General features: G+C 72.9%; 15 protein-coding genes. 1 reads left to right on the top strand and 14 read right to left on the bottom strand.

Going from position 1 to position 16,591, the window contains the following annotated elements; translation table 11 throughout:
- Positions 1-91: 91 nt before the first annotated feature.
- From C6376_RS15895 to C6376_RS15850, 10 genes are all read right to left on the bottom strand, one after another.
- Positions 92-1,417 (bottom strand): beta-xylosidase, encoded by a 1,326-nt coding sequence (locus C6376_RS15895; protein ID WP_107444019.1) that lies wholly within the window; start codon positions 1,415-1,417, stop codon positions 92-94.
- Positions 1,418-1,589: 172 nt separating this feature from the next.
- Entirely contained in the window at positions 1,590-2,066 is a 477-nt protein-coding gene (locus tag C6376_RS15890; RefSeq protein WP_107444018.1) for a hypothetical protein, read from the bottom strand.
- A gap of 404 nt (positions 2,067-2,470) precedes the next feature.
- Positions 2,471-2,824 carry a cytidine deaminase gene (locus tag C6376_RS15885; RefSeq protein WP_107444017.1) on the bottom strand — a complete coding sequence of 118 codons (354 nt, stop codon included), beginning with the start codon at positions 2,822-2,824 and terminating at the stop codon, positions 2,471-2,473.
- A 99-nt stretch (positions 2,825-2,923) separates the two neighbouring features.
- Positions 2,924-3,283: an MmcQ/YjbR family DNA-binding protein gene (locus C6376_RS15880; RefSeq protein WP_107444016.1), complete on the bottom strand. Its 360-nt coding sequence runs from the start codon at positions 3,281-3,283 to the stop codon at positions 2,924-2,926.
- Positions 3,280-4,584, bottom strand: coding sequence for a hemolysin family protein (locus tag C6376_RS15875; protein ID WP_107444015.1), 1,305 nt, complete (start codon positions 4,582-4,584; stop codon positions 3,280-3,282). The genes C6376_RS15880 and C6376_RS15875 overlap by 4 nt, the downstream gene beginning before the upstream one ends.
- Complete coding sequence (gene ybeY / locus C6376_RS15870) at positions 4,581-5,078, bottom strand: rRNA maturation RNase YbeY (RefSeq protein WP_057574725.1); 498 nt, start codon at positions 5,076-5,078, stop codon at positions 4,581-4,583. Before ybeY ends, C6376_RS15875 begins: the two co-directional genes overlap by 4 nt.
- A gap of 12 nt (positions 5,079-5,090) precedes the next feature.
- Complete coding sequence (locus C6376_RS15865; RefSeq protein ID WP_107444014.1) at positions 5,091-6,149, bottom strand: PhoH family protein; 1,059 nt, start codon at positions 6,147-6,149, stop codon at positions 5,091-5,093.
- Between the two features lie 123 nt (positions 6,150-6,272).
- Positions 6,273-7,349, bottom strand: a complete 1,077-nt coding sequence (locus tag C6376_RS15860) for a carbohydrate kinase family protein (RefSeq protein ID WP_254076380.1) — start codon at positions 7,347-7,349, stop codon at positions 6,273-6,275.
- Between the two features lie 341 nt (positions 7,350-7,690).
- Positions 7,691-8,980: a glucarate dehydratase family protein gene (locus C6376_RS15855; protein WP_107444012.1), complete on the bottom strand. Its 1,290-nt coding sequence runs from the start codon at positions 8,978-8,980 to the stop codon at positions 7,691-7,693.
- Entirely contained in the window at positions 8,977-9,924 is a 948-nt protein-coding gene (locus tag C6376_RS15850; protein ID WP_173985654.1) for a 5-dehydro-4-deoxyglucarate dehydratase, read from the bottom strand. Before C6376_RS15850 ends, C6376_RS15855 begins: the two co-directional genes overlap by 4 nt.
- 105 nt (positions 9,925-10,029) lie before the next feature.
- Here C6376_RS15850 and C6376_RS15845 point away from each other — a divergent pair, with 105 nt between their 5' ends.
- Positions 10,030-10,812, top strand: a complete 783-nt coding sequence (locus C6376_RS15845) for an IclR family transcriptional regulator (protein WP_107444011.1) — start codon at positions 10,030-10,032, stop codon at positions 10,810-10,812.
- Positions 10,813-10,974: 162 nt separating this feature from the next.
- Here C6376_RS15845 and C6376_RS15840 read toward each other — a convergent pair whose 3' ends face one another.
- From C6376_RS15840 to C6376_RS15825, 4 genes are all read right to left on the bottom strand, one after another.
- Positions 10,975-11,964, bottom strand: a complete 990-nt coding sequence (locus C6376_RS15840; RefSeq protein ID WP_173985653.1) for an adenosine deaminase — start codon at positions 11,962-11,964, stop codon at positions 10,975-10,977.
- Between the two features lie 20 nt (positions 11,965-11,984).
- Entirely contained in the window at positions 11,985-12,890 is a 906-nt protein-coding gene (locus tag C6376_RS15835) for a ribonuclease Z (protein ID WP_107444009.1), read from the bottom strand.
- Between the two features lie 6 nt (positions 12,891-12,896).
- Positions 12,897-13,250 carry a histidine triad nucleotide-binding protein gene (locus tag C6376_RS15830; protein WP_107444008.1) on the bottom strand — a complete coding sequence of 118 codons (354 nt, stop codon included), beginning with the start codon at positions 13,248-13,250 and terminating at the stop codon, positions 12,897-12,899.
- A gap of 102 nt (positions 13,251-13,352) precedes the next feature.
- On the bottom strand, positions 13,353-16,589 hold the full coding sequence (locus C6376_RS15825) for a S41 family peptidase (RefSeq protein WP_107444007.1): 3,237 nt from the start codon (positions 16,587-16,589) through the stop codon (positions 13,353-13,355).
- Between the last annotated feature and the right edge of the window lie 2 nt (positions 16,590-16,591).

Here is a 16,591-nt window from a genome sequence, read left to right as displayed (position 1 = left end):
CCCCCACGTACGGGCTGCGACGGCTGGGTGGACGGGCGGGTGCGGACCTGTGGGGCGGGCGCCCGGCCACCGGTGGACATGGTGCGTGAACTCAGCTGAGCGTGAGGGTCAGGACGCCGGCGTAGGTACCCGGAGGCGTGAACGACGGTACGTCGAGGGACAGTTGCGCGTTGGCGGTGAACTCGCCGCCGGTGGCCGTGCCGTCGGGCGTGGACGCCAGGGTCGCCCCCGAGGCGCCGACCGTGCCCGCCGAACCGGCCTGACAGGTGCTCGGGCTGCCCGCCTTGGTGGTGCACGCGGGCGTCCAGCTCAGTTTGCCGGCGTCGATCTTGGCTCCGGAGCCGCTGAAGTCGGTGACCTTGCCGGTCAGGGACCAGCCGGCGGGTCCGCCGCGGAAGTCCTTGACGGTGACCGTCTGCAGGGCGCCGGTGGAGGCGCCGCCCTGGCCGAACTCGACCCTGGACAGCTGGACGGCGTCCCCGGCCTGGGACATCGACAGCGTGCCCGCGCGGACCGTGGTGGTCACCTTCTGACTGCCGTCCGGCACGGGCTGGTCGTCGATGACGACGTACGCGACCGGTCCGGCGCCGAGGTCGGCGCTCCAGGCGCTCCCCTCGTACGCCACCACGCCGTTGGTGGTGAGGTCGCTGACGACGAGCGAGCCGGAGATGTTCCCCTGCCCGTTCGCGGTCACGGTCGCGGTGTCCGCGGTCTGCGCGGATCCGGACCGGCCGGCCAGGGTGACCGACGCGCCCGGCGTGAAACCGCTGCCCGTGACCGCGACGCTCGCCCCCGGGCTTCCGGAGGCCGAACCCAGCTGGATGGCTCGGGTGTTGGCCGGCGGGTTGTCCGCCGCGGTGACCGTCTCCGACACCGGGGCGGGCGGGTTGGTCACCGTGCAGGGGGTGTCCAGCTCGAGGATGTAGCTGGTGTGGATGTTGTAGTCGCCGGGCGAGAGGGTGATCGCGCCGGGGCTGGTGACCGTGAACGTGCCGGTCATGGAGAACGACGGGAAGACGCCCTTGCCGGGCACCGGGTCGTTCTTCTTCGGGCCCGTCAGGGTAATGCTGCCGGTCTGCGCGCCACCGAGGGTGACCTTGCCCGTCGGCGTCATGATGTCGGCCGGCAGGGCCAGGTCGGTGGGGTTGCTCGCGGCGGGCGAGACCACCGTGTACGTCACGGTGACGGTGTCGCCGACCTCGGGCGTGGTGTCGTTCACCGCGAGCCTCGCGGTGGTGGTGCCGTCGATCGGCGGGATGCCGGCGATGGGCGGCGGAACACAGTGTGTCGGGAAGCTGACGTCGGTCGCGGCGCCGGCCGGACACGCCAGCGCCCCGCCCGCGGTGACCGCGAGCGCGGTGGCCCCGAGCAGTGACGCCCAGTGCCGTCTTCGGGAACTACGGGGTGTCGAACCCATTGGTGCCCCCTCCTCCAGGGTGCGGGCGCAGCGGCTCTTCTGCGCCGACAGGGGGCATTGAGATGCGGAACGCGCAAGAAGTCAATGGAAACGCGCCAACGAACTGATGGACCGTCAGCTTCCTGCTGCAGCAGGAGAACCGACGGCCCGCCCGGACGGTTTCCGACCGCTATCAGTCGTAAACGAACGGCCCCGGCGCCTGCGGGCCGGTCGCCTTGCAGGTGACGGTGATCCCGAAGATGACCATCTTCAGCGAGCCGCCGTTGATGTCGAGACTGTCTCCCGAGGCCACGGTCCCGTTGAGCGGTCCGACCGTGATCGGCGCGCCGGTCGCCATGGCGGGGTTCACCGCGCCGGAGAAGACCCTCGCGGCTCCGGTCGAGTTCGCCATCGTGAGCGTGGAGTTGATGCTGTTGGCGCTGATCGGGATGGGCGCGGTGATCGCGCTCGAGGTGAGGGTGAGGGTGGCGGCGCTGCCGCTCTGGGTGGCCGTGAGGGTGGCCGCCCCACCGCCGAAGAGACCGCAGCTCGCGGTGAACGTGGCCGTCGCCGGGCTGACGGCGGCGGCAGAGGGCGCGAACGCCAGTCCGGTGACCGCGAGGGTCCCGGCCAGCATGGCCGCACCTGATCCGATTCGCTTGCCTCTCATGGGGTTTCCGGCTCCTTCCCGGATGTGGGGAGACGGACGGCCGAAACGGGACGGTGGGTGCGGACACCGGTGCCGGTGGGGGGTGAATCTGACGGTCCGTCGGAAACTTACGGTCTTATTGACCCGGGAGGGACGGGGCACGGCAAGGCCGAAATCCGGCCGAGTTGAATCGGCGCCTTCGGCGTCCGGCGCACGGGCCGGACGCCACGCAGAACGTCGGCGAACCGGAGCCCCGGGAGCACCAAGGGTCCGGGGAACCGGAGGTCCGAAGACTGAGGGGCGAAGACCGGGGGGAGGTGGAGCCCCGCGGAGGGGCACCGGGGGAACAGGAGGCCCGGGAGGACACCGGCGGCACCGGGAAACCCCGGGATGCCCCCGGCTGCGGGGTGTGGCCCTCCGCGCCGTCAGCCGGCGGAGACGGTGCGCCGAACCGTTCCGTCCGGCGAAGCCAGCAGCACCGGCGTCCCCGGCCCGCCGAGATCCCGCACGGCGGCGAGATCGTCCCCGGCGGCCTCCTCCGACGACGTCACCACGGCCGCCGCCTCCAGCGACCGCGCGCCGGACGCCACGGCCATCGCCACCGCCGTCCGCAGCGCGCTCAGCCGCAGCGACGGCAGGTCCACCGTCCCCGCGACATACGTGCGTCCGGTGTCGTCACGGACGGCGGCCCCCTCGGGCACACCGTTGCGGGCCCGCGCGGAACGGGCCAGGGTGACGATCTTGCGGTCCTCGGGGTCGAGCGCGGTGCTGTCGGTCATGCCCCGAGCATACGAAGAACGGGCGCGCCGACGGCGGCGGCCCCCGACGAGACCGGGACCGCGCGGCCGCGGACCGGTCCCGGGGACGCCGAAGCGTCCTCAGGAACGGTCGAGGCGCAGCCGTTCGGCGCGCGGCAGACCGGCCACCACCAGGTCGTACGAGTCCTCGACGAGCTCCCGGACCAGGTCGGCGGGGAGCCCGCCGTCGACCGTCACCGTGTTCCAGTGCCGTTTGTTCATGTGGTAGCCGGGCGCGATCAGGTCCGGATGCTCGCCGCGCAGCCGCACCGCGTCCTCGGGGTCGCACTTGAGGTTGACCTTCAGCGGCCGTCCGGCCGTCCAGCTCAGCGCGAACATCTTCCCCAGCACCTTGAAGACCGAGATCTCCGGCCGGAACGGGAAGTCCTCCTGCGCCGCCTCGAAGGACAGGCAGAGAGCGCGCAGCTCCTCGGGAGTCACCCGGCCTCGCCCTCCTCCGACGGCACGGCGGGCTCCACCGGCTCCACCAGCACCGTCACGATCTTGTTCCGGCGGCCGGCCGCGGCCTCCGCCGTCAGCCGCAGCTTGCGCCCGTCGGGCAGCTCGACCTCGGAGGAGGCGCCGGCGATGGGCACCCGACCGAGGGCCTTCGCCAGCAGACCGCCGACGGTCTCCACGTCCTCGTCGTCGTACTCCTCCAGGCCGTACAGCTCGCCCAGGTCGGTGATGTCGAGGCGGGCGGTGACCCGGTGACGGTCGTCGCCCAGCTCCTCCACCGGCGGGAGCTCGCGGTCGTACTCGTCGGTGATCTCGCCGACGATCTCCTCGAGGATGTCCTCGATGGTCACGATGCCCGCCGTGCCGCCGTACTCGTCGATGACGACGGCCACGTGGTTGCGGTCCTGCTGCATCTCCCGCAGCAGGTCGCCCGCGTTCTTGGTGTCGGGGACGAAGGCGGCCGGCCGCATCGCCGTCGACACCAGCTCGCCCTCGGCGTCCCGGCTGATGTGCGTCTTGCGGACCAGGTCCTTCAGATACACGATGCCGACGATGTCGTCCTCGCTCTCCCCGGTCACGGGTATCCGGGAGAACCCTGAGCGCAGGGCGAGGGTGAGGGCCTGCCGGATGGTCTTGTAGCGCTCGATGACGACGAGGTCGGTCCGCGGCACCATGACCTCCCGCACCAGGGTGTCGCCGAGCTCGAAGACGGAGTGCACCATGCGGCGCTCCTCGTCCTCGATCAGCGACTCCTTCTCCGCCAGGTCGACCAGCGCCCGCAGCTCCGCCTCGGAGGCGAACGGACCGCGGCGGAAGCCCTTGCCGGGTGTGAGCGCGTTGCCGATGAGGATCAGCAGCGACGGGATCGGTCCCATGATCCTGGCCAGCGGCAGCAGCACGTACGCGGCCGCCGTCGCCGTGTTCAGCGGGTGCTGACGGCCGATGGTGCGCGGGGACACGCCGACGGCCACGTAGGACACCAGCACCATCACGCCGATCGCGGCGAACAGCGCCGGGGCCGTGCCGTCGATCTCCTGGAGGCACTCGTAGGTGACCAGCGCCGCGGCCGCCATCTCGCACGCCACCCGGACCAGCAGGGCCACGTTGAGGTAGCGGGTGGGGTCGGCGGCGATCTGCGCGAGCTTGGCGCTGCCTCGCCGGCCGGACCGTACGGCCTCCTCGGCGCGGAAACTGGAGACGCGCGCGAGGCCCGCCTCCGCGCAGGCGGCGAGCCACGCGACGACGACCAGGGCGATCGCGCCGGCGATGAGGGTGGGGCTCATGAGACGGTCGGCGCCGGCGACGGCCCGGTCAGGCCCTTCTCGGCCCGCCAGCCGTCCACGATGGCCGCCTGGAGACCGAACATCTCGGCCTTCTCGTCCGGCTCCTCGTGGTCGTAGCCCAGCAGGTGCAGCACTCCATGGACCGTGAGCAACTGCAGCTCCTCGTCCATGGAGTGCTCCGTGGGCGCTTCCTTGCCCTGCCGCTCGGCCACCTCGGGACACAGCACGATGTCACCGAGGAGGCCCTGCGGGGGCTCGTCGTCGTCCTTCGACGGCGGACGCAGCTCGTCCATCGGGAAGGACATGACGTCGGTCGGCCCCGGCAGGTCCATCCACTGGATGTGCAGCTGCTCCATGGCGTCGGCGTCCACGACGATCACCGAGAGCTCCGAGAGCGGGTGAATGCGCATCCGCGCGAGCGCGTAGCGGGCGATGTCGAGGACCGCCTGCTCGTCGACCTCGGTTCCGGACTCGTTGTTGACGTCGATCGACATGGCGCTGCTCGTCTACTTCCGCTTGTTACGGCCGCCCTGGTGGGTGCCGTTCTCCGTACCGTTGTGGCTGTCGTACTTCTCGTACGCGTCGACGATACGGCCGACCAGCTTGTGCCGGACGACGTCCTGGGACGACAGGCGGGAGAAGTGCACGTCGTCGAGGCCCTCGAGGATCTCCTGGACCTGCCGCAGGCCCGACTTGGTGCCGTTCGGCAGGTCGACCTGCGTCACGTCACCGGTGATCACGATCTTCGAGTCGAACCCGAGCCGGGTCAGGAACATCTTCATCTGCTCGGGCGAGGTGTTCTGCGCCTCGTCCAGGATGATGAAGGCGTCGTTGAGCGTCCTGCCCCTCATGTACGCCAGGGGCGCGACCTCGATCGTGCCCGAGGCCATCAGCTTCGGGATCGAGTCCGGGTCCAGCATGTCGTGCAGCGCGTCGTACAGCGGGCGCAGGTAGGGGTCGATCTTCTCGTAGAGGGTGCCGGGGAGGAAGCCGAGGCGTTCGCCGGCCTCGACCGCTGGGCGGGTCAGGATGATGCGGTTGACCTGCTTGGACTGCAGGGCCTGGACCGCCTTGGCCATGGCCAGGTAGGTCTTGCCGGTGCCCGCGGGTCCGATGCCGAAGACGATCGTGTGCTTGTCGATCGCGTCGACGTACCGCTTCTGGTTGAGGGTCTTGGGTCTGATGGTGCGGCCGCGCGAGGACAGGATGTTCTGCGTCAGAACCTCGGCCGGGGTCTCCTGGCCGTCGTTCGTCCCGTTCTCACTCGCCCGCAGCATGGCGATCGAGCGTTCCACTGCGTCCTCCGTCATCGGCTGCCCGGTGCGGAGCACCAGCATCATCTCGTCGAACAGGCGCTGGACGAGGGCGACTTCCCGTGGGTCGCCGACCGCGCTGATCTCGTTGCCCCGGACGTGGATGTCGGCCGCCGGGAAAGCCGTCTCGATCACGCGCAGGAGGGAGTCTCCGGATCCCAGCACGGTCACCATGGGGTGCTGGGCGGGAACGGTGAACTGTGCTCTCGCCTTGCCCTGCGCGGGCGTGTGAGCTGTCGGTGTCTGAGTCATAGGCCGGCCCGAAGGCCTCTACGTCCTCCCGGATGCGTCTCGCCTGCCACAAGGGCGGCCTGGCGATTCAAGGGTACGCCAGGGGGCTGACAACGCCCCAGGGGTTTTGTCATGTGCCGGTGGTCATGCTGACCGGCCGAAACCGATCGTCGGCACCGCCCTGCGCAGCGGCCACGGGGCGGCCTCCTCCTCCGCCGGGAGCAGCGCCGGGAGCAGGCCGTCCAGGAACGCGTACCGCCGCAGCGCCTCGGGGTCCTGGCCCTCGACCGACTGGACCCTGCGCCACCAGGCCGCGATCTCGGACCAGCCGGGGGCGGAGAGCGAGCCGCCGAACTCCTGCACGGACAGGGCCGCCGTGAGGCCGGCGAAGGCCAGCCGGTCGGCCAGCGGCCACCCCGCCAGGGTGCCGGTCACGAAACCGGCCACGAAGACGTCCCCCGCGCCGGTGGGGTCGAGGGCCTCGACGGCGATGGCGGGGACCTCGGCGCTCTCGCCCGTCACGCGGTCCACCGCGTACGCGCCCTCCGCACCGAGGGTGACGACCGCGAGCGGGACGTGTTCGGTGAGGGCGTGCGCGGCGGCGCGGGGGCAGTCGGCGCGGGTGTAGCGCATGGCCTCCTGTGCGTTGGGCAGGAACGCCTCGCAGTGCTCCAGGTCGGCGAGGCCGGCGAGGTCCCAGGCGCCGGTGTCGTCCCATCCGACGTCGGCGAAGACGCGGGTGCCGCGGCGGGCGGCCTGGGCGATCCAGGGGGCGCGGACGCCGGGGGCGAGGGAGGCCACGGCGGCGCGGGCGTGCGGCGGGCACTCGGGCGCCGGCTCCTCGGGCGGCGGCTCGTGTCCGTGCGAGACCATGGTGCGTTCGCCCTCGTAGGCCATGGAGACGGTGACCGGGGAGTGCCAGCCGGGGACCGAGCGGGAGGGGGTCAGGTCGATGCCCTCGCCCTGTTCCAGGGCGTCCCAGCAGTACTCGCCGTAGTGGTCGTCGCCGAAGGCCGCCGCGAGGGAGGTGCGCAGGCCGAGGCGGGCGAGGGCGGTGGCCATGTTGGCGACGCCCCCGGGGCTCGATCCCATACCGCGCGCCCAGGACTCGGTCCCGCGCACCGGGGCGGAGTCGAGGCCGGTGAAGATGATGTCGAGGAAGACCGTCCCGGTGAGGTAGACGTCCCACGGCGGGTCGCCGGCGACGCGCCGCTCCCCCAGCGGGTCGACCCGGGCGGCCCGCCGCCCCGGTCCCGGGTGGCCGTTCTGGCCGGTGTGGCGGTCCTGCCCGGTGCGGCCGGTGTGGCCGTTCGGGCCGGTGTGGCGGTGGCGTCCCTCTCCGGTGGACGCGTTGGACGCGGTCACGGTGCGCTCCCTGACGTGGTGCCGATCTGGCCAGTGTGCACCACGGTGCGGACACCGCGGGGTCCGTCACGCCCGGGGTTGCAATGCCTACCCACCGGTACGAAACAGCCTCGGCCTGCTCCTCCGGCGGGCCGTGGGGCCGTCCCGCGCGGTAGCCGCGCCCCCGACGCGCCCAGCCTCGCGCGCGGGGGCGCCGGTCACCAGCGGGGGACGGCGGGCGTCTCCCAGCCCGGTTCGGCCACGCGCATCGCCGCCGCGTCGTCGCGGTCGCGCAGGGCGCCGTCGTCGTCGAGCCAGCGCCGGTGGAGGAACGCGAGCCGGTCGCGGTCGAGTTCCACGCCTAGGCCGGGCGCGTCGGAGACCGCGACCCTGCCGTCGTCGAAGGTCAGCCGCTCGGTGAGGACGTCCTCCGACTGCCAGGGGTAGTGGGAGTCGCAGGCGTGGTGGAGGTTCGGGACGGTGGACGCCACGTGGGTCATGGCGGCCAGTGAGATGCCCAGGTGGGTGTTGGAGTGCATGGAGACGCCGACGCCGAACGTCCGGCAGATCGCGGCGAGTTGCCGGGTGTTGCGCAGTCCGCCCCAGTAGTGGTGGTCGGAGAGGACGACCTGGACGGCGTCGCGGGTGAAGGCCTCCTTGATCTCGGCGAACGTCGTCACGCACATGTTGGTGGCGAGCGGCACGTCGGTCCGCGCGGCGACCTCGGCCATCGCCGGGGTGCCGAGCGCGGGGTCCTCCAGGTACTCGAGGAGCCCGCCGATCTCGTCGGCGACCTTCAGCGAGGTCTCGACGGACCAGGCGCCGTTGGGGTCGAGGCGCAGCGGGTGCCCGGGGAAGGCCTCGGCCAGGGCGCGGACGGCGGCGATCTCCTCCTGTGGCGGGAAGACGCCGCCCTTGAGCTTGAAGGAGGTGAAGCCGTACCGCTCGGTGAAGCGGCGGGCCTGCTCGACGACGCCCGCCGGGTCGACGGCGGCGCCCCAGTCGTCCTTCTCCGCGGGCACGCCGTCGGGGTGGGCGGCCCACTTGTAGAAGAGGTAGGCGCTGTACTCGACCGCGTCGCGCACCTTGCCGCCGAGCAGTGCGTGCACGGGCAGGCCGAGCGCCTTGCCGAGGGCGTCCAGGCAGGCGACCTCGAAGGCGGACACGACGGACAGGCGCAGCTTGTCGGCGGTCTGGACGCCGCGCAGCCCGCCGACGTCCACCTGCCCCAGGATCCGGGAGCCGTCGACGTCCACCTCGTCGGCGAGCGTGAACAGGCCGTTCAGGTCTGTGGCTTGACGGCCGATCACTTTCGCGGCGTACGGGCGGGCCAGTTCCAGGTACTTGGTGTCGCCGTACGTCTCGCCGACGCCGGTGGTGCCGTCGGCGGTGACGACCTCGACGATCAGCCGGGGGGTGTACGGCTGGTGCACGCCCTGGGTGTTGAGCAGGGGCGGGTCGGCGACCAGGATCGGGGTGAGGCGGACGTCGGTGATCGTGAGGTTCACTGGGCGGCTCCTACGAGGGCGAGGCCGGCGGTCAGGAGGGTCGCGAGCGCGTCGAGGTCCGCGGGCGAGGGGTCGGTGAGCGGGGCGCGGACCGGGCCGACGCGCCGGCCGCGCAGCCGGGCGGCGGCCTTCACCAGCGACACGGCGTATCCCGGCACCCGGTCGCGCAGTTCGACGAGGGGGACGTAGAAGTCGCGCAGCAGCCGGTCCGTCGTCTTGTCGTCCCGGTCGCGCACGGCGGCGAAGAAGGCGTTCGCGATCTCCGGGGCGAAGGCGTGGACGGCTGAGGAGTAGGCGGGGACGCCGACGGCGGCGTAGGCGCGGGCCTGGATCTCGGCGGTGGCCGCGCCGTTGAAGAAGAGGAAGTCCTCGGGTGCGGCGAGGGTGAGCCGCTGGAGGCGGTCGAGGTCGCTGTGGCCGTCCTTGAGGCCGACGACGGTCGGGAGGGCGGCGACGCGTCTCAGGGAGGCGACGGTGAACGCGACCTGGCCGCGCTGGTAGGCGATGAGGGGCAGCGGGGTGCGGGCGGCGATCTGCTCCAGCTGGGCGACGAGGCCGTCCTGCGGGGCGGCGACGAGGTAGTGCGGGAGGACGAGGAGGGCGTCGGCGCCGGCGTCCTCGGCGATGCGCGCGAAGCGGGCGGCCTGGGCCCAGCCGTAGCCGATGCCGGCGACGACGGGCACCCGGCCGGCCGCCTCCTCGACGGCGATCGTCACCACCTGCCGGTACTCGTCCTCGTCGAGGGAGAAGAACTCGCCGGTGCCGCAGGCCGGGAAGAGGGCGCCGGGGGCGGCGGCGAGCTGGACGGCGACGTGCGCGCGGAAGCCGTCCGGGTCGAGGGAGCCGTCGTCGTGGAAGCTCGTGAGCGGGAACGACAGCACTCCCCGCGCCATGCCGTCCCGCAGGCGTCGGACCGTGTCCTGGTCGGGGTTCACCGTCACCATCTCCCTGCCATCTCCCTATGTAGACGTCATCCATGTATGCAGATGGAGGTTAGATACACGAACGCCTGGCGTCAATGGAGCGGGGCCCGCCCTTACGATCGGCTCATGTCGGAGACAGAGGGCGTCCGGGAGGTGAAGTCCGCGGCGCGCACGGTCGAGCTGCTGGAACTGCTCGCGGCGCGCGGCGACCGGCCCGCGCGGCTGCAGGAGCTCGCGGACGAGCTGGGCGTGCCGCGCAGTTCGATGTACGCGCTGCTGCAGACCCTGATCGGCCGCGGCTGGGTGCGCACCGACGTCACCGGGTCCCTCTACGGCATCGGCATCCACGCCCTGCTGACGGGCACGAGCTACCTCGACTCCGATCCTCGGGTGCGCCTGGTGCGCCCCTATCTCGACGAGGCGTCCGAGGCGCTGGGCGAGACGATCCACCTGGGGCGGCTGGACGGCCGGGGGGTCGCGTATCTGGCCACGCGGGAGTCGCACGAATACCTGCGCACGATCAGCCGGGTCGGCAGACGGCTCCCCGCGCACGCCGGCGCGCTCGGCAAGGCGCTGCTGGCCCAGCGGCCCGACGACGAGCTGCCCGAGGGGCCCTACGAGGCGCTGACCCCGCACTCGCACACCAGCAGGCGGTCACTGCTGGCGGACCTCACGGAGATACGGGCGCGCGGTCACGCCGTGGACCGCGAGGAGGGCGTCCTCGGCATCGTCGGCTTCGGCTTCGCCCTGCGCTACGACACTCCCGCGCAGGACGCGATCAGCTGCTCGGTGCCGGTGGCCCGGCTGACGCCGGAGCACGAGGAGCGGATCGTGGCGGTGATGCGGGAGATCAGGGCGAAGATCGAGGCGACCGCGCCGGGCTCCGCGGGCACGGCCGACTGGCGCTGACGCACGGAGGACGCCGGATCCCGGCCGGCGTTGACGCGCGGACGACGTTCGGGGGCCGGCCGGCGCACGCAGGACGCCGGATCCGGAGCGGGGCGTGCCGGGGCCGCGACGGGGACACCGGATCGGGAGCGGGCATGCCGGGGCCGCGACGAGGACGCCGGGTCAGAAGACGTAGGCGTCCACCTCGGCGAGGTAGCGCGACCGCCGCTCCTCGTCGTCCTCCAGGAACGAGGCCGCGAAGGAGTTGCGGGCCAGCTCGCGCAGCCGCTCCTCGTCCAGTCCCAGGGCGGTGCGCACGGCGTCGAAGTTGTCACCGGCGTAGCCGCCGAAGTAGGCGGGGTCGTCGGAGTTGACCGTGCACAGGAGCCCGGCGTCGAGCATGGCCGGCAGCGGGTGCTCCGCCAGCACGTCGACGGTGCGCAGCCGTACGTTGGACAGCGGGCACAGCGTCAGCGGGATCCGCTCCCGCACCAGCCGCTCCACCAGCGCCGGGTCCTCCATGCAGCGCAGCCCGTGGTCGACGCGCTCGACGCCGAGGACGTCGAGGGCCTGCGTGATGTACTCCGGCGGGCCCTCCTCGCCGGCGTGCGCGACCCGCCGCAGCCCGAGTGCGGCGGCGGCCGTGTAGACCTCGCGGAACTTGACCGGCGGGTGCCCGACCTCGGCCGAGTCCAGTCCGACGCCGGTGATCCGGTCGAGGTGGGGCTTGGCCGCGTCCAGCGTCGCCAGGGCCGACTCGGCGGACTCGTCGCGCAGGAAGCACAGGATCAGCCGGGTGGAGACGCCGTGCCGGACCTCACTGCGGCCCAGCGCCCGCCACAGCCCCTCCACCACCGTGCCCATGTCCACCCCGCGGGCGAGGTGCGCCTGCGGGTCGAAGAAGATCTCCGCGTGCCGCACGCCCTGTGCGGCCGCGCGGGCGAGATAGGCCTCGGCGAGGTCCTCGAAGTCCCGCTCGGTGCGCAGGACCGTCATGAGCTCGTAGTACAGGTTCAGGAAGGACTGCAGGTCCTCGAACCGGTACGCCTCGCGGAGCTCGTCGGTGTCGGCGTAGGGCAGCGCGACCCCGTTGCGGGCGGCCAGCTCGAAGGCCAGTTCCGGCTCCAGGGTTCCTTCGATGTGCAGGTGCAGTTCGGCTTTGGGGAGGGGCATCAGAGCATCGTACGGCCGCTTCACCGCCGTTTCGGAACCGGGATCCGCGCAAGGTCGTGGGCGACGGTCAGCTCACCGTCGAACCCGGCGGCCCGCGCCTGCCGCTCGAACTCCTGCGGCTCGGAATAGCGCTGGCTGAAGTGGGTGAGGACCAGATGCCGTACCCCGGCGTCCCGGGCGACCCGGGCGGCCTGACCGGCGGTCAGATGACCGTGGTCCACGGCGAGCCGCTCGTCCTCGTCGAGGAAGGTCGACTCGATGACGAGCAGGTCGGCGCCCTCGGCGAGCGCGTGCACGCCCTCGCACAGCCGGGTGTCCATGACGAACGCGAACCGCTGCCCGCGGCGGACCTCGCTGACGTCGTCGAGCGAGACCCCGCCGATCGCGCCCTCCCGCTGGATCCGGCCGACGTCGGGTCCGCCGATGCCGTGCGCGGCGAGCCGCTCGGGCAGCATGCGGCGGCCGTCGGGTTCGACGAGGCGGTAGCCGTAGGACTCCACCGGGTGCGAGAGTCGGGCGGTCTCCAGCCGGTAGGAGGCGGCGGCGGCGAGCGGCCCGTCCGCGTCGACCGGCGCCTCGGTGATGCCGACGGTCTCCCGGTAGGCGGTGGAGTAGCGCAGTCGCTCGAAGAACCGCTGCCCGGAGCGCGGGTAGTGGGCGGTGACCGGATGCGGCACCTGGTCCAGGTTGATGCGCTGGATGACGCCCGCCAGGCCCAGGGAGTGGTCTCCGTGGAAGTGGGTGACGCAGATCCGGTGGATGTCGTGCGCGGCGACCTGGGCGCGCAGCATCTGGCGCTGGGTGCCCTCGCCCGGGTCGAAGAGGAGGCCCTCGCCGTCCCAGCGCAGGAAGTAGCCGTTGTGGTTGCGATGCCGGGTGGGGACCTGGCTGGCGGTGCCGAGGACCACCAGTTCGCGTACGGACACGGCGGCCTACCCGGGGGGCCAGTGCAGACCGCGGCCGCCGACGACGTGCGCGTGCACGTGGAACACGGTCTGACCGGCGCCCGCTCCGGTGTTGAAGACGACGCGGTAGCTGTCCAGCTTGTCCTCGTCGGCCACGGCCTGGGCTTCGCGCAGCAGGTCGGCGGTGAGGGCCGGGTCGGCGGCCGCGAGGGCGGCGGCGTTCTCGTGGTGCGCCTTCGGGATCACCAGGACGTGGGTGGGCGCCTGGGGGTTGATGTCCCGGAAGGCGACGGTCGTCCCGGTCTCCCGCACGATCGTCGCCGGGATGGTCCCCGCGACGATCTTGCAGAACAGGCAGTCGTCCTGCGCTTCCCCTGTCATGCGGGTTCCTCCTCAGCCGGTTGATCAGTACGGGGGCATGGTAGCGGGGGGACCGCGTCGCTCCGGCCCGTGCGGCGTCCTCCGGCGCGGGCCGCGCCCCGGTCAGGGCAGAACGGGCGGTACCTTCGCGGGCGTGGACTCCAGCGAGGCCAGTGCCGACGCCACCGCCGCGTCGAGCTGGACGTCACGGGCGGCCGCGTGGTCCTGCGGTGCGCACACCACCTCGATGTCGGGGTCGACGCCGTGGTTCTCCACGCCCCACCCGTAACCCTCGAGCCAGATGGCGTACTTGGGCTGGGTGACGAGCGTGCCGTCGACCAGCCGGTAGCGGCTGTCGATCCCGACCGTCCCGCCCCAGGTGCGCGTTCCGACCACCGGCCCGATACCGAGCGCCTTGATCGCCGCGTTGACGATGTCCCCGTCCGAGCCGGAGAACTCGTTGGCCACGGCGACCACGGGCCCCCGCGGCGCGTCCTCCGGATAGCTGGACGCCCGCATGCCGCGCGGCACGTCCCAGCCGACGATGCGCCGGGCGAGTTTCTCCACGACCAGCTGGGAGGTGTGCCCGCCCCGGTTCTCCCGGACGTCCACGACCAGGCCCTCCCGCGCCACCTCGACCCGCAGGTCGCGGTGGATCTGCGCCCAGCCCGGCGCCTGCATGTCGGGCACGTGCAGATAGCCCAGCCGGCCGCCGGACGCCTCGTGCACGTACGCCCGCCGGTCGGCGACCCACGCGTGGTAGCGCAGCGCCTCCTCGTCGGCGACGGGGACGACGACGGCGTGCCGCGGCTCGCCCCCGCCGGCCGGCGACACCGTGAGCTCGACGACCTTGCCGGCCGTGCCGACCAGCAGCGGCCCGGGGCCGGTGACCGGGTCCACCGGCTGCCCGCCGACAGCGACGATCGCGTCCCCGGCCCGCACCGCGACGCCGGGCGCGGCGAGCGGGGAGCGGGCGTCGGGGTCGGAGGTCTCCGAGGGCAGCACCCGGTCGATGCGCCAACTGCCGTCCGCGTGACGGGAGAGGTCCGCGCCGAGCAGGCCCTGCCGGGCGCCCCCGCGGTGGCCGCCGTGGGGCGAGACGTAGGCGTGCGAGGTGCCGAGCTCGCCGTGCAGCTCCCACAGCAGGTCGACGAGGTCGTCGTGGGTCGCGACCCGCTCCAGCACGGGCCGGTAGCGGTCGAGGACGCCGTCCCAGTCGACGCCGCCGAGGTCGGGCCGCCAGAAGTTGTCCCGCATGATCCGGCCGGTCTCGTCGTACATCTGCCGCCACTCGGCGGACGGGTCCACGACACGGCGGATGCGGCCGAGGTCGACGGTGACGTTGCTGTCGCTGTCCTCGTCGCCGGAGGCGCGCCGGTCGCTGGGGACGACCTTGAGCTTGCCGTCGGTCCACAGCAGCAGCCGCTTGCCGTCGCCGCTGACCTCGAAGCGGTCCGCGTCCGTCGCGAGGTGCTCGACACGCTGGTGGGCGAGGTCGTAGCGCTCCAGCTCGGTGTCCGGTCCGGGGTCGTCCGGGGTGGCGCGGGAGGCCCCGAGGACGCCGTGCACGGGATGCCGCAGCCACAGCACGCCGTCCTTCGCCGCGGCGAGCCCGGAGTAGCGGCCGGCCTCGACCGGGAAGGGCACTATCCGGTCGGCGAGGCCCTCGAGGTCGATGCGGGTGGTGGGGGTGCCCTCGCTGTCGGGCGTCTCCTCCTTGTCGGGAGCCTCGAAGGGTCTGCCGTGCCGCTGCGGTCCGAACGGCGAGGGGGTGGTCGCCGCGAGGGTGATGAGGTGCGGGCGGGCGCCGGCCACGAAGGAGAGGTCGAAGACGTGCTCGTCGTAGACCGGGTCGAAGGCGCGCGTGGAGAGGAACGCGAGGTGCTTGCCGTCGAGGGTGAAGGCCGGTGCGTAGTCGCGGAAGCGCAGCGGGGTCGCCTCGGTGACCGACAGGTCGGTGACGTTCGCGAGCTTGAGCTGGCTGAGCGGGCGCGGGCCGGGGTGCGACCAGGCGAGCCAGGCCGAGTCCGGTGAGAAGACCAGGTCGGACACCTCGCCGTCGGGGCTGCTGTCGACTTCGCGGACCTCTCCGGTCTCCCGCTCGACGAGCAGCAGCCGTCCGTCGTGGGCGGCGACCGCGGCCCGGCTGCCGTCGGGCGCCATGGCGAGCTCGAGGACCCGGCCGAGCCGACCGGCGGCGAGCCGGCGCGGGGTGGCGCCGGGGGCCGGGCCGGTCGCCGGGGCGAACTCCAGCGCGTCCTCGCCCTCGGCGTCGGTCACCCACACCGCCCACTCCTCCCCCTCCGTGCGGAAGGTGCGCGGCAGCCGGGCCCGCACGCCGGGTTCGGCGGCGAGCGCCCGGGCGGGCCCGCAACGGTGGGTGACCCAGTGGACGGTTCCGCGCACCTCGACGGCGCTGCCGCGTGCGGTGTGGTCGGGCGCGGCCCCGCCCAGCCACCGGGAGGCGGCGACCGGGTAGGGGCGGCGGTCGGCGCGCTGGCCGCCGAGCCGGACGTCGAGGCGGCGCGGTTCGGCACCGTCGAGGTCGTCGAGCAGCCACAGCTCGCCTGCGGACATGTACACGATCCGGGTGCCGTCGCCGGCGGCCTGGCGTGCGTAGAACCCTCCGCCGCTCTCGGTTTCGCCCGAGCGGGAGGCGCCCCCGTGGGGCGTGTGCCGGCGCAGGTCGGAGCCGTCGGCGAGGGAGGAGTACAGCGCGCCCGTGCCCTCGTGGTCGGAGAGGAACGCGATACGGTCCCCGGCCCACACCGGGCACTCGATGTTGCCGTCCAGCTCCTCGTGCAGCCGGACGAACTCCCCGTCGCCCTCCCGGTCGATCCACAGCTTGCCCGCGGTGCCGCCCCGGTAGCGCTTCCAGTGGGCGGCCTCGCGGCCCATCGACGCGGACAGCAGCACGGTGTGCGGGCCGTGGGCGACCGTGCCGACCGGCCCGTACGGCAGGGTCGTCGCCGGTCCGCCGTCGACGGGGACGGCACGGGCCCAGCTGCGGCGCAGGGTCGCCTGGTCGTAGGTGCTGACGGCGAGGACCCGGCCGTCCGGGGTCCAGCCGCGCACCCGGGTCTGCGCGTTGCCCCAGTAGGTCAGCCGGGTCGAGGGGCCGCCGTCGACGGGGGCGATGTGCACCTCGGGCGCGCCGTCCCGGGTGGACGTCCAGGCGACGGTGGCGCCGTCGGGCGAGATGCGCGGGGAGGAGACCGGCATGTTGTCGGAGCTGACCCGCCAGGCGCGGCCGCCGTCGAGGGGCGCGAGCCACACGTCGTCCTCGGCGACGAAGGCCGCCAATTCGCCGTGCAGGTGCGGGAATCTGAGATACGCGGCAGGCGTCGCGGACTGGGTCACCG

It is taken from the genome of Streptomyces sp. P3 (assembly GCF_003032475.1).
In the GTDB taxonomy this organism is placed as follows: Bacteria; Actinomycetota; Actinomycetes; order Streptomycetales; family Streptomycetaceae; genus Streptomyces.
This window is presented reverse-complemented; position numbering and strand designations above follow the sequence as displayed.

Excerpts from the sequence above, each read along its gene's own strand:
- C6376_RS15845 (WP_107444011.1), top strand. The coding sequence starts at position 10,030 with ATGTCGGAGACAGAGGGCGTCCGGGAGGTGAAGTCCGCGGCGCGCACG.
- C6376_RS15830 (WP_107444008.1), bottom strand. The coding sequence starts at position 13,250 with ATGACAGGGGAAGCGCAGGACGACTGCCTGTTCTGCAAGATCGTCGCG.
- C6376_RS15885 (WP_107444017.1), bottom strand. The coding sequence starts at position 2,824 with ATGACCGACAGCACCGCGCTCGACCCCGAGGACCGCAAGATCGTCACC.
- C6376_RS15840 (WP_173985653.1), bottom strand. The coding sequence starts at position 11,964 with ATGCCCCTCCCCAAAGCCGAACTGCACCTGCACATCGAAGGAACCCTG.
- C6376_RS15865 (WP_107444014.1), bottom strand. The coding sequence starts at position 6,149 with ATGACTCAGACACCGACAGCTCACACGCCCGCGCAGGGCAAGGCGAGA.
- C6376_RS15895 (WP_107444019.1), bottom strand. The coding sequence starts at position 1,417 with ATGGGTTCGACACCCCGTAGTTCCCGAAGACGGCACTGGGCGTCACTG.
- C6376_RS15890 (WP_107444018.1), bottom strand. The coding sequence starts at position 2,066 with ATGAGAGGCAAGCGAATCGGATCAGGTGCGGCCATGCTGGCCGGGACC.
- C6376_RS15850 (WP_173985654.1), bottom strand. The coding sequence starts at position 9,924 with ATGGTGACGGTGAACCCCGACCAGGACACGGTCCGACGCCTGCGGGAC.
- ybeY (WP_057574725.1), bottom strand. The coding sequence starts at position 5,078 with ATGTCGATCGACGTCAACAACGAGTCCGGAACCGAGGTCGACGAGCAG.
- C6376_RS15875 (WP_107444015.1), bottom strand. The coding sequence starts at position 4,584 with ATGAGCCCCACCCTCATCGCCGGCGCGATCGCCCTGGTCGTCGTCGCG.